Annotated in this window: 9 protein-coding genes and 1 riboswitch; of the genes, 5 read left to right on the top strand and 4 right to left on the bottom strand. The window is 71.8% G+C overall.

Going from position 1 to position 12071, the window contains the following annotated elements; all coding sequences use genetic code 11:
- The first annotated feature begins 30 nt into the window (after window positions 1–30).
- Window positions 31–327, top strand: a complete 297-nt coding sequence (locus EW117_RS19945; RefSeq protein WP_129788458.1) for a hypothetical protein — start codon at window positions 31–33, stop codon at window positions 325–327.
- A 25-nt stretch (window positions 328–352) separates the two neighbouring features.
- Here EW117_RS19945 and EW117_RS19940 read toward each other — a convergent pair whose 3' ends face one another.
- Window positions 353–2257 carry a serine/threonine-protein kinase gene (locus EW117_RS19940; RefSeq protein ID WP_129788457.1) on the bottom strand — a complete coding sequence of 635 codons (1905 nt, stop codon included), beginning with the start codon at window positions 2255–2257 and terminating at the stop codon, window positions 353–355.
- Between the two features lie 184 nt (window positions 2258–2441).
- Between EW117_RS19940 and EW117_RS19935 the strand changes: the two genes are divergently transcribed.
- Together EW117_RS19935 and EW117_RS19930 are read left to right on the top strand one after the other, a co-directional pair.
- Window positions 2442–3515, top strand: coding sequence for an adenosine deaminase (locus tag EW117_RS19935; protein WP_129788456.1), 1074 nt, complete (start codon window positions 2442–2444; stop codon window positions 3513–3515).
- 206 nt (window positions 3516–3721) lie between these two features.
- The gene (locus EW117_RS19930; RefSeq protein WP_242504399.1) at window positions 3722–4699 is read left to right on the top strand and encodes a L,D-transpeptidase family protein; all 978 of its coding nucleotides are present in this window, start codon (window positions 3722–3724) and stop codon (window positions 4697–4699) included.
- A 10-nt stretch (window positions 4700–4709) separates the two neighbouring features.
- On the opposite strand, the gene EW117_RS19925 is transcribed toward EW117_RS19930, so the two are convergent.
- The gene (locus tag EW117_RS19925) at window positions 4710–5903 is read right to left on the bottom strand and encodes a UDP-N-acetylmuramate dehydrogenase (protein WP_129788455.1); all 1194 of its coding nucleotides are present in this window, start codon (window positions 5901–5903) and stop codon (window positions 4710–4712) included.
- 158 nt (window positions 5904–6061) lie between these two features.
- Window positions 6062–7306 (bottom strand): MFS transporter, encoded by a 1245-nt coding sequence (locus EW117_RS19920; RefSeq protein WP_129788454.1) that lies wholly within the window; start codon window positions 7304–7306, stop codon window positions 6062–6064.
- 112 nt (window positions 7307–7418) lie between these two features.
- Here EW117_RS19920 and EW117_RS19915 point away from each other — a divergent pair, with 112 nt between their 5' ends.
- Window positions 7419–8540, top strand: a complete 1122-nt coding sequence (locus tag EW117_RS19915) for a LacI family DNA-binding transcriptional regulator (protein ID WP_129788453.1) — start codon at window positions 7419–7421, stop codon at window positions 8538–8540.
- Window positions 8541–8619: 79 nt separating this feature from the next.
- Here EW117_RS19915 and thiC read toward each other — a convergent pair whose 3' ends face one another.
- On the bottom strand, window positions 8620–10425 hold the full coding sequence (gene thiC / locus EW117_RS19910; protein ID WP_422891272.1) for a phosphomethylpyrimidine synthase ThiC: 1806 nt from the start codon (window positions 10423–10425) through the stop codon (window positions 8620–8622).
- A riboswitch (TPP riboswitch) is annotated at window positions 10420–10525 on the bottom strand. Its footprint overlaps the gene before it by 6 nt.
- A gap of 191 nt (window positions 10526–10716) precedes the next feature.
- Between thiC and EW117_RS19905 the strand changes: the two genes are divergently transcribed.
- Window positions 10717–12063, top strand: coding sequence for a C39 family peptidase (locus EW117_RS19905; protein ID WP_242504398.1), 1347 nt, complete (start codon window positions 10717–10719; stop codon window positions 12061–12063).
- The last annotated feature ends 8 nt before the right edge of the window (window positions 12064–12071 follow it).

Here is a 12071-nt window from a genome sequence, read left to right as displayed (position 1 = left end):
TGCCTGGGCCTCTGCCGGTACCTTGCGCCCATGAACAACTCGGACAAGATCGACATCACGGCACGCGTCGAGGCGGCGGTCGCATCTGCGATCTACGACGTCGCGCTGCCGATCGACACCATGGGCGTGACCTTCCACGACGCCGCGCTGGACGACGTCACCGAGGCGTACCGCGCCGAGCCGGACGCCACGCTCGCGGCGGCCGAGGCCCGGTTCGCGGCGCACATGGCGACGGTGGCCGCCGCTTCGTCGGACGACGAGGCCGAGGGGCCGATGCTCCGGGCGCGCGCCGCGATGGCCCTGAAGGAGCGTCTCCAGGAGCTGTGACCGACCCGGTCCTGTCGGAGCCGGCTCAGCGGCTGCCGACGGGATCGGTGCCCGTCTCCCCGCCCGCCTCGCCGCCGTCGGGCGGCTCTTCCGTGGGCGTCGGCTCTTCCGTGGGCGTCGGCTCTTCCGTGGGGGTCGGCTCGTCCGACGGCGTCGGTGTCGGCGTCGGGGTGGGAGTCGGTGTCGGCGTCGGGGTAGGTGTCGGCGTCGGGGTGGGCGTAGGTGTGGGAGTGGGGGTAGGCGTCGGCGTGGGAGTCGGCGTCGGCGTGGGAGTGGGCTCGGGCGCCGGCGGCGGCACCCATTCCTCGGTCTGCGTCTCGCTCGGGGTGGGCGACGGCCTCCGCGACGGCTCCTGGCTCGACTGGCTGGGGCTCGGGTCCACCACCGGCGTCCCGTCGTCGCCGAGGATGTTCGCGATCACGAGGCCCGCGCCGCCGAACACGAGCAGCGCGAACACGATGATCGTGGCCACACGCCCACGGCCGCGCGTGAAGGTGTGCCACCACTTGCGCTCCTCCACGGGAGGCTCCAGCGGCGGTGGTACGGCAGCCGCCGCGGGCACGGCGTCCGCGGCACCAGCAGCGCCCACCGCGGTCGCGGCGCCGATGGCGGCGACCGTCGTGGTGCGGCCGTGGTCCTCAGGGACCTGGCCCAGCTTCATCGTGCCCGAGCCGGCTGCCCCGGCGACCGGGTCGATCACCTCGGTGCCGCCGGCGCCCACGCCGAGCTGCATGGTCTCGCCGCTCGTGCCCAGGCGGCCCGCGGGGCCGCCGAGCAGGATCGTCACCGTGCCGCGCATCGCCTCGGCGGTCGGGAACCGGCGGTTGGGGTCCTTGGCCATGGCCCGCGAGACGAGGCGGTCCACGGATGCCGGGACCGCCGCACGGCGGGCCGACGCCGCCGGCACCGGCGCGTTCACGTGCGCCCGCAGGACGTCCTCCGCCTGCGCGCGCTCGTACGGCGCGTGGCCCGTCAGCGTGTAGTAGGCGAGCGCGCCGACGGCGTAGATGTCGCTGCGCGCGTCGAGGGGCTTGCCGCGGGCCTGCTCCGGCGACATGCCGATGACCGAGCCGGCCACCGTGTCGCCGTCACCATCGCCGCCCGCCGGACGGGTCAGGCCCAGGTCCAGCAGCCCGACGACGAACGTGCCGTCGGCCTGCTTGTCGACCATCACGTTGCGCGGCGCGACGTCCCGGTGCACCAGGCCCGCCGCGTGCACGGCCGCGAGCGCCTCCAGCAGGCCGTCGATGATCGCCAGCGCATCGCGCCAGGGCAGGCCGCTGTCGCCCGCGAAGTCGGACAGGGACACGCCGGCCATGCGGTTCATGACGGTCCACGGGACGTTTGCGCCGGCAACGTCCTCCTCGCCGGAGTCCAGGACCTTGACGACGCCCGGGTGGTCCACCAGGGCCGAGGCCTCGACCTCGCGCCGCAGGGAGGCGCGTGCGCTCTCGTCGTCGACCAGGTGCGGGTGCAGCACCTTGACGACGAGCGGCTGGTCGAGGTCGGGCTCGGGCTCGTCCGGCTCCTCGGGGGAGGCGATCTCGGCGGTCGCATCGGGATCGGCGTCGGCGTCCGCGTCCGTCTCGGTGGCGTCCGAGTCGGCGTCGGTCTCGGCGTCCGCGTCTGCGACCGCGTCGGCCGCCGTCGTGTCGTCGGCACCGGACTCGTCGTCGGTCGTGTCGCCGGCTTCGCTCGTGTCGGCGTCGTCCGTGCCGTCGTCCGTGCTCGCGTCGGCGTCGGCGGGCTCGCCCGGCTCGCCGTCCTCGCTCGCCGAGGGCTCAGGAACGGCCAGGGTCGCTACGCGCTGCGCCTCGTAGACGGTGAACGTTGCCCCAGTGCCCAGGACGTCGACCAGCTCGTACTTTCCGCCGAGGACGACGTGGACCGGGAGGTCTGCTGCGTTCTCAGGGGTGGTCTCTTCGTTCACTGGTTCACCGGTGTCCGTGGTTGCGCATCGAGCAAATCAGTCATTTCGGCTATCTGGGGCATGTTCTTCTCAGGATACTTAGCGCGGCGCACGCGCACCAAAGATCGACGCCGGGATGTGTGAGTAGTGCGGAGTATCACGACCCGCGGCTGCCGCCGGACCTCCGCTTTGCCAGACTACGCAGATGCGAGACCTCGCACTTCTCCCCAAGGCGCACCTCCACCTGCACTTCACCGGATCCATGCGGGTGCCGACCCTCGTCGACATGGCCGCCGCATACGGCGTCCGGTTGCCCGAGGCGCTCATCGACAACGACCCCCTGCGCCTGCCCGCCACCGAGCGTGGCTGGTTCCGCTTCCAGCGCCTGTACGACGCCGCTCGCGCGTGCGTGCGCTCCGAGGCCGACATGCGCCGCCTGGTCGACGAAGCTGCGGCCGACGACGCCGCCGAGGGCTCCGGCCGGCTCGAGATCCAGGTCGACCCGACGTCCTACGCCCCGTTCGTCGGCGGCATCACCCCCGCCGTCGAGGTAGTCATCGACGCCGCGCAGGCTGCGAGCGCCGCGCACGGGATCGAGGTGGGTGTGATCATCGCGGCGTCGCGCATGAAACATCCGCTCGACGCGCGCACGCTGGCGCGCCTGGCCGCCCGGTACGCGGGCGACGGTGTCGGCGAGGTGGTCGGCTTCGGGCTGTCGAACGACGAGCGCCGCGGAGACACGTCCCAGTTCGGGCCCGCGTTCGACATCGCGCGGCGGGCCGGGCTCGCGGCGGTGCCGCACGGCGGCGAGCTGCTCGGGCCGGATCACATCAGCGAGGTCATGCGCGAGCTCGTCCCCGACCGGATCGGGCACGGTGTCCGCGCGGCGGAGGACGAGCGCGTCCTCGCCGACATCGTGGAGCGAGGGGTCGCCCTGGAGGTGAACCCCGGCTCGAACATCGGCCTGGGCGTGTACAGCGATGCGAGCGAAGTGCCGCTGCGCGCCCTGGTGAACTCGGGCGCTCTGGTGGCGCTCGGCGCCGACGACCCGCTCCTGTTCGGGTCCCGGCTGGTGGACCAGTACGAGATCGCGCGGAGCTCGCACGGGTTCACGGACGTCGAGCTCGCCGCGCTCGCGTCGTCGTCCATCCGGGCGAGCCGGGCGTCGTCGAGCAGCAAGGCACGCCTCCTGGCCGGCGTCGACGCGTGGTTGCTGGCTCCCGATCCCACTGAGACGCTGGAAGCTCTCCCCGCGGGCGGCACTGTCACGATTGGATGACGATAGACCCGCCCAACCGTCCGGAGTCCCCGCGCGTCAGTGAGAGATACAGGACACTCGCGGGGGGACGACGTCGTCTCGCGTGTGCGGTGCCGCGCCACCCCAGACGGTGCGGCCGAGGAGGAGTCACGATGCGGGTAATGCATGGTAGGGCGACCCATGGTGTGCGCAGGGTCGGTAGCAGGGTCCTCGGGACGCTGGGCGCGATGGCGCTGACGGCGGGCCTGCTGTCCGCGTGCGGCGGCCAGGAGGAGCCTCCGGCCGACGCGGGCGCCACGACCAGCTCGCCCACGCCCGAGGAGAGCGCCCCGAGCGCGGAGCCCGGGGCGGGAGAGCCCGGGGCCGAGGAGCCGGGGTCGAGCTCGCCGTCGGCGTCGGCCGAGGGCGACACCGGTGCAGGTGCCGGGGACGAGACCGGGGACGGCCGTGACGACGTGAGCGACGACGCCGGCAGCTCCGGCGACGACGAGCAGCCCGGCCAGGGCAACGGCTCGTCGCAGGGCGACGACAGTTCCGACGGCAAGAGCAACGGCAACGCCAAGGGCAACGGGAAGGACGAGAAGGACGACGAGCCGGAGGAGCCCGACTACATCGCGTTTGGCGAGTCCAGCGACCGCGTGGGTGACCTGCAGCAGCGCCTGCAGGACCTGGGCTACTTCGTGACCTCGGTCGACGACTCCTTCGGCGGCGAGACGCAGCAGGCCGTGTTCGCCCTGCAGAAGGCCGGCGGCCTGTACCGCGACGGCGTGGTCGGCGACGCGACGAAGGCCGCGGTGGACAACGGGGTCGTGCCGCAGGCACAGACGTCGTCCGGCAAGGTGCTGGAGATCGACATCAACCGGCAGCTCGTGCTCGCGGTCGAGGACGGCCAGGTCGTGAAGATCATCAACGCGTCGTCCGGCAACGGGGAGACCTACGAGGCGAAGGGCAACACCTACACGGCGTACACGCCGCGCGGGTCGTTCGCGGTGTACCGCGAGGAGAACCGGATGTACTCGTCGTCGCTCGAGCTGGGCGATATGTGGCGGCCGAAGTTCTTCACGGGTGGCATCGCGGTGCACGGCTCGTCGTCGGTCCCGGCGTTCCCGGCGTCGCACGGGTGCGTGCGGGTCTCGAACAGCGCGATGAACTGGATCTGGGACACCTGGGGCGCGCCGTCGGGCACTCCGGTCGTCGTCTACTGATGGTCGCCCACTAAAGGGAGACGCCGACCAGGACGGTCTCCGGGACCAGGGTCACGCCGAACCGGTCCCGGACGCCGTCGCGCACCGCCCGGGCGAGGGCTACGACGTCCTCGGCCCGGGCGCCGCCGCGGTTGGTCATCGCGAGCGTGTGCTTGGTCGACAACCGCGCCGGGCTCCGCTCCCCCGCCAGGCCGAACCCCTTGCCGAAGCCGGCCCGCTCGATGAGCCAGGCCGCGCTCGTCTTCACGAGGGCCGGGTCGATCGCCCCGAGGCTGGGGCCGGTGGTCGTCTCCGGTGTGGACGAGCGGACCGGATACCGGGGCGCGTCCTCGGGCAGGTGCGCCAGGTGCTCCACGGGGATCACGGGGTTGGTGAAGAACGACCCCGAGTTCCAGCGGTCGTGGTCCGGCTCCGCGCCGAACGACGGGGCGTCGAGCAGCATGCCCTTGCCTCCGCGCAGCCCCAGCACGGTCTCCCGGACGTCCTTCATCGGGGCGCGCTGCCCCACCTCGACGCCGAGCCGGCGGGCCAGCTCCCCGTAGCCCACGGGCGCTGACAGCGTCCCGAGCCGGAACTGGAACTGCACGTTCAGCACCACATAGCGCGGCGACGGGTACCAGGGCGCGCGGGGATCGTCGTCGCGGCCCTCGCTGTGCATGGAGCGCTTGAGCAGCGACGTGCGGTACCCGAAGTCCAGCTGCCCGACGGCGAACGTGCGCACCCGGCGCTCCGCCCGGTCCCAGGTGCGGACCAGCGAGACGACGCCGGAGAGCTCCTGCCCGTACGCGCCGATGTTCTGTACCGGGGCGGCGCCGACCGTGCCCGGGATACCGGAGAGCGACTCCACGCCTACCCAGCCCTCGTCGACGGCGCGCTCCACGAGCTCGTCCCAGTTCTGCCCGGCCGGGGCGCTCACCACGGCACCGCCGCAGGAGTCGGCCGACTCGACCGTGATCCCGCTGCGGACGTCGCGGACGACCACACCGTCAAAGCCCTCGTCCGCCACCAGCAGGTTCGAGCCACCACCCACCACGAGCAGCGGAACACCGTCGTCGTCGGCGGTGCTCACCGCCTCGATCAGGGCGGCCTCTTCCTCTGCCTCCACGAACGAGGCGGCCGGGCCACCCACACGGAGCGTGGTGAGGTCGGCGAGGCTGGGGGCCACCGCTTGCGCCTGGACGGTGTCTGCCGGATATGGGCTCACCGTGCAAGCCTATCTACCTGACGCGTTGGATTTGTGCACATCTTCGACATGGCGTGGGTGATGTCTGCCATTTCTGGAACCTTTTGATGGCGGCAGACGTGTTCAATGCTCGCGCTCGCGGGCATGTCCTGGCCGGATAGCGCGCTCCGCTCCCTGCACTACCTCTTCACACCAGCGGCCGACGGCAGCGGCCGGACGGAACGCGCCACCGCCAGACCCAGCACCATCGGGACCAGCAGCACGAGCACCGCCAGGCGGTAGCCCGTCGTGTGCGCGACGAAGCCGATCAGCGGCGGCCCCACGAAGAACGCGGTGTACGCGATGGTCGAGACAGCGGCCACCCGCATGGCGGCCCGCCGCGGCTCGTCGGACGCCGCGCTCATGCCCATCGGAAAGCCCATCGCCGCGCCCAGGCCCCACAGGCCGACGCCGACCAGGGCCAGCCACAGGACCGGGACCAGCGCGAACGTCAGGACGCCCACGAATGCGAGCAGCGCGGAGAGCACCAGCACCGGGACACGCCCGAACCGGTCGATGGCGCGCGTCCCGGCGAGCCGGGCGGTCGTCATAGCCGTGAGGAACACCGCGAGACCGACCGCGCCCATCCCGTCGGACGTCTCGAACCCGTCCACCACCGCGAGGCTCACCCAGTCGTTGGCCACACCCTCGGTGAGGGCAGCGGCGAGCACCACGAGCCCGATCGCCAGCGTGCGCGGCTCTCGCCACGCGGCGAGCAGGCCCGCGATGCCCGACGGCGGCGGGGTCACCTCTCCCGGGTCGGCGCCGTCCGCGCTGCCCGCCCCGGCGGTGGCCGCGCCGTCGGGCAGCGCCGCCGCGACGACGTTCGGCGAGAAGTAGCGGACCGCGATCACGACCGACAGGAGGGCCACCGCGCCGGCGGCCACGATGTGCCAGACCACCGGGACGCCCACGGTCGCGACCAGCGCGCCGAGTCCCGCACCGAGCACCGTGCCGAACGAGAACCCGGCATGGAAGACCGGCATGATCGCGCGGCCGAGGCGCTGCTCCACGGCGGCGCCCTCGAGGTTCATCGCAGCGTCCCAGACACCGGCGCCCACCCCGAACAGGATCAGGCCGAGCCGCACCGCGAGATGCTCGCCCGCGGCGACGCCGTACCCCGCCACGGCGAGGCCCGCCACGAGCACCCCGGCGAAGCCCAGGACGGTCCGCGCGGTGCCGAATCGTTCGGCGACGAGGCCCGACAGCGGGATGGCCGCGACGGAGCCGATGGACCCCGTCAGGAGCAGCAGGCCCATCTCCTGCTCGGAGAAGGACAGGCCGTCCCGGACCGCGGGGAGACGCGATGCCCAGCTCGCGAAAGCGAACCCGCTGGCCGCGAAGACGACGAAGACCGCACGGGCGGCGGCGTGTGCAGTAGGCACGAAACTCCTTGGTGCGATTGAATCTCCCGACCGTAAGCCACAATCTGGGATCAGCCCAGCAGATTCCTGGGTCCCGCACCACTGGTGCCCGAGGCGAGAGAAGGAACCCGCGATGAGCCGCCAGACCGTACGACCGACCCTCGCGAGGGTCGCCGAGCTGGCAGGCGTCTCGGTCTCCACCGCGTCGCTCGCTTTCTCCGGTGCGGGACCGATCACCCCCGAGACCCGGGAGAAGGTCCTGGCCGCCGCGCGCGAGCTCGACTACTCCGGGCCCAACCCCCTGGGGCGGCAGCTCCGGTCGGGGCGCTCCGGGATCGTAGGCGTGGTGATCGGTGACCAGCTGGGCCGGTCGTTCCGGGACCCCGTCTCCACCCAGGTGCTGCACGGCCTGGTCTCCGCGATCGGCGAGCAAGGGCTGGGCGTGCTGCTCGTGCCCGGTATGCCCCAGGGCGCCACCGCGCAGTCCATGGGGCTCGCGGCCGAGGCAGGGCTGCCACCCGCCGTCGACCCGCTGGTCGAGGCCGCCGCGATGGACGTCGCGGTACTCGTGTGGGGCACCCTGAAGGACGACCCGAACCTCGCCGCCCTGCAGCGCCGCGGCGTGCCCGTGGTGATCGGCGAGGGACACGACGTGCCCGACGTACCGGTGGTGAGCGTCGACGACCGCCGAGGCGCCGCCGAGGCCGTGCGCCACCTGGTCGAGCTCGGTCACACGCGGATCGCGGAGATCACGCTGCCGTTCGGGCGGGACGAGCGGTCCGGACTGGTCGACGCCGAACGGCTCACCACCGCGGAGCGCACGCCCACGCGGAACCGGCTGGCCGGCGTCCGGGACGTCATCGAGCCCGTCATGTCGTGGGAGACGCCCGCCTCGCTCGTGGAGCACGGGCGCGACGCCGCCACCGAGATCCTGTCCGAGTGGGCGCCCGCCCGGGACCGCCCGACGGCGATCATCGCTCACTCCGACCTGCTCGCCGCGGGCGCCGTGATCGCCGCCCGCGAGCTCGGCCTGCGGGTGCCCGAGGACGTGTCGGTGGCCGGGTTCGACGGGCTCGACCTGCCCTGGCTGTCCCCCGACGTCCTCACCAGCGTGCACCAGCCGCTCGTCGAGAAGGGCCGGGCGCTCGGCCTGGCCGTCGTCGCGCTGCTCGCCGGCGAGCAGCCGGAATCGGTGGTGCTCCCCGTGAACCTGGTCGAGGGCACGACGACGGGCCCGGTCCCGGACCTGAGCTAAGGGACCTTGGTTGTGAGCGCGATCGTTGCCACTACCTGCCCGTTTTAGGCGCAACGATCGCGCTCACAACCAAGATGGGTCAGGCGCGTACCTGCGGGTGCGGGAGGTAGACCTCGCCGCCCGCGGCGCGGAACTCCGCGGACTTCTGGGCCATGCCTTCCGCGACCAGGCCCTCCGGGGCTACGCCCGCGAGCGCCGCCTGGTCGCGCGCCCCGCCGAACTCGTCGCGGATGTCCTGCGAGATGCGCATCGAGCAGAACTTGGGCCCGCACATCGAGCAGAAGTGCGCGGTCTTCGCGGCCTCCGCCGGGAGCGTCTCGTCGTGGTACGCCTCGGCGAGCTCCGGGTCGAGCGACAGGTTGAACTGGTCCCGCCAGCGGAACTCGAAGCGGGCCTTGGACAGCGCGTCGTCGCGGTCGCGGGCGCCGGGGTGGCCCTTGGCGACGTCGGCCGCGTGCGCGGCGATCTTGTAGGTGACGACGCCGGTGCGCACGTCGTCGCGGTCCGGCAGGCCGAGGTGCTCCTTGGGCGTGACATAGCAGAGCATCGCGGTGCCGTACCGGGCGATCTCGGTCGCGCCGATGGCGGAGGTGATGTGGTCGTACCCGGGTGCGATGTCGGTCACGAGCGGGCCGAGCGTGTAGAACGGGGCGCCGTCGCACAGCTCCTGCTGCCGCTCCACGTTCTCGCGGACCAGGTGGAACGGGATGTGCCCCGGCCCCTCGACCATCACCTGGACGTCGTGCTCCCAGGCGCGCTTGGTCAGCTCCGCGAGGGTGTCGAGCTCCGCGAACTGTGCGGCGTCGTTGGCGTCGGCGAGGGATCCGGGGCGCAGGCCGTCGCCCAGGGAGAAGGCGACGTCGTAGGCCGCGAAGATCTCGCAGAGCTCGTCGAAGTGCGTGTAGAGGAAGTTCTCCTGGTGGTGCGCCAGGCACCAGCCGGCGAGGATCGACCCGCCGCGCGAGACGATGCCGGTGACCCGGTCGGCGGTGAGCGGCACGTACCGCAGCAGCACGCCGGCGTGCACGGTCATGTAGTCGACGCCCTGCTCGCACTGCTCGATCACGGTGTCGCGGTAGACCTCCCAGGTCAGCGCGCTGGCGTCGCCGTTCACCTTCTCCAGCGCCTGGTAGATCGGCACGGTGCCGATGGGCACCGGCGAGTTCCGCAGGAGCCACTCGCGGGTTGTGTGGATGTCGTCCCCGGTGGACAGGTCCATGACGGTGTCGGCGCCCCACTTCGTGGCCCACTCGAGCTTCTCCACCTCCTCCGCGATCGAGCTGTGGACCGCCGAGTTGCCGATGTTCGCGTTGATCTTCACGAGGAACGCCTTGCCGATGATCATCGGCTCCGACTCGGGGTGGTTCACGTTGTTCGGGATGATTGCCCGGCCGGCGGCGACCTCGCTGCGCACCAGCTCGACGTCGCAGTTCTCGCGCACGGCGACGAACCGCATCTCCGGCGTGATGATGCCCTGGCGTGCGTAGTGCATCTGGGTGACCGTCCGGCCGGGAGCCGCCCGGCGCGGCCGACGTCGTTCGCCCTGCCACTCCTGGGTCGCGGCACCGCGGCGCAGTGCGCCGCGGCCGTCGTCGGCGAGGGCCCGACGGCGGCCGTCGTACTCCTCGGTGTCTCCCCGGGCGACGACCCAGGGTTCGCGGGCCGGCGCGAGGCCGCGGACCGGGTCGGAGCCGGGCCCCTGGGTGCGGTAGACCCGCACCGGCTCGTTCGGGGTGCCGTCAGGCGACGGCGCCAGCGTGATCTCGGTGACCGGCACGCGCAGGCCGCCGTCGTCGTGCGGTGTGCTGTGCCCGGCGTCGTGCGCCGTGTCCTGCGCCGTGTCGTACTCGTACGCGAGCGTGCGGGACTGGGTGTTCTCCATCATCAGACTCCTGCTTCCTACGCCGGTGTTAACCGGACAGGTTCAACGGTCCCGGGCCGTCCAGCCCGATCTCAGCCCCTGCGTGAGGCACCCGTGGGATCGCGACAGACGTTAGCACTTCTGCCCGCTAGAGTCCTCGGCCGCACCACAACGAGCCGAGGCTTTGTTGTGAGCGGGATCGTTGCGAAGAATTGCCTGTTTTAGGCGCAATGATCGCGCCCACAACAAGGCTCTGGTAGAGAGAGGGCCACGGCTCGCTCCAACCGGAAGTGGGCTTCGGACATGGAGGTGGGCATGTCGATTCGAAGAGAGCTGCGGACGAGGGCGTTCGCACTGGCGGCGACGGGAGCGCTCGTGGTGCAAGCAGGGATCGTGGCGAGTGCCGCACCGGCGGCGGGTGCGCCCGAGCCGGGCCCGGCGGCGTCGGACAACCAGATCACCCTGACCGCCTGGGACGGTAACCGCGAGCTCCTGGCGGGCAGGACGTCGAACCTGCGGCCGAGCGTCAAGGACGGGCTCGTGCTGCGCGGCGCGGGCGAGACCGTCGAGTACACCGACCCGTTCGGTGACGGCGCGCCCGTCGCCTACGAGACGGGCCGGTGGACGTCGCCCGTGGTCGAGACCGGATACCCGATAGACGAGTCCGTGAGCTCGTGGAACGCGGACACCCCCACGGGCACGTGGGTCGAGATCGAGTTCCGCGGCCGCAAGGCCGACGGGACGTGGACCAAGTGGTTCGTCATGGGCCGCTGGGCCTCGGGCACCGATTTCGCGCCGGAGGACGGCAGCGTCGGCGACATCCACCGCACGTCCGTCAACGGCCAGACCGACCAGGACGCGTACCTGTTCACCGACACCTACGTCGCGAAGTCGGGGCACGAGCCGGACGCGTTCCAGACCCGGGCCACGCTGTACCGGCCGGAGGGCACGCGGGTCTCCCCGCGGCTGGACTACGTGAGCACCATGACCAACGAGTACCTGCCCGACACGCACTACACGGGCACCAGCGACTTCACGCTCGGGCGCGAGGTGGTGCTCGACGTCCCGCGGTTCAGCCAGAACATCCACCGCGGTGAGTACCCCGAGTTCGGGGGCGGCGGCCAGGTGTGGTGCTCGCCGACGTCGTCCACGATGGTGCTCTACTCCTACGGGCGGGAGGTGCCGGCCGAGGAGCTGGAGGGCATCGTGGCGCCGAACGGCGACCCGCAGGTCGACTACGCCGCCATGCACACGTGGGACTACGCGTACGAGGGCGCGGGCAACTGGCCGTTCAACGCGGCCTACGCGAACACGTTCGGGCTGGAGTCCTTCGTGACCCGGCTGCGCTCGCTCGCGGAGGCCGAGAGGTTCATCAAGGCGGGCATCCCGCTCATCGTCTCGATCAACTTCGAGGAGGAGGAGATGCCCGAGGCCGGGTACGGCACCAACGGGCACATCCTCGTGCTGGTCGGGTTCACCGCCGAGGGCGACCCGATCCTCAACGACCCGAACAAGGCGAGCAACGAGGCCGTGCGGGTCATCTACACGCGGGAGAACTTCGAGCGCGTGTGGCAGACGTCGACCGACGGCCTGACGTACGTCTACCACCCGGAGGACGTCGAGCTCCCCCGCAACATCCGAGGCCTCACCCCTAACTGGTGACAACGTCG

This window comes from Promicromonospora panici (genome assembly GCF_900608595.1).
GTDB classification, from domain to species: Bacteria; Actinomycetota; Actinomycetes; order Actinomycetales; family Cellulomonadaceae; genus Promicromonospora; species Promicromonospora panici.
The sequence above is the reverse complement of the archived record's forward strand: the minus strand, read 5'-3'. Positions and strand labels throughout refer to the sequence as shown.

Bases quoted from the DNA above. Each gene is read 5' to 3' on its own strand.
- EW117_RS19935 (WP_129788456.1), top strand. From the start codon at position 2,442: ATGCGAGACCTCGCACTTCTCCCCAAGGCGCACCTCCACCTGCACTTC.
- EW117_RS19905 (WP_242504398.1), top strand. From the start codon at position 10,717: ATGTCGATTCGAAGAGAGCTGCGGACGAGGGCGTTCGCACTGGCGGCG.
- EW117_RS19915 (WP_129788453.1), top strand. From the start codon at position 7,419: ATGAGCCGCCAGACCGTACGACCGACCCTCGCGAGGGTCGCCGAGCTG.
- thiC (WP_422891272.1), bottom strand. From the start codon at position 10,425: ATGATGGAGAACACCCAGTCCCGCACGCTCGCGTACGAGTACGACACG.
- EW117_RS19930 (WP_242504399.1), top strand. From the start codon at position 3,722: ATGGCGCTGACGGCGGGCCTGCTGTCCGCGTGCGGCGGCCAGGAGGAG.
- EW117_RS19945 (WP_129788458.1), top strand. From the start codon at position 31: ATGAACAACTCGGACAAGATCGACATCACGGCACGCGTCGAGGCGGCG.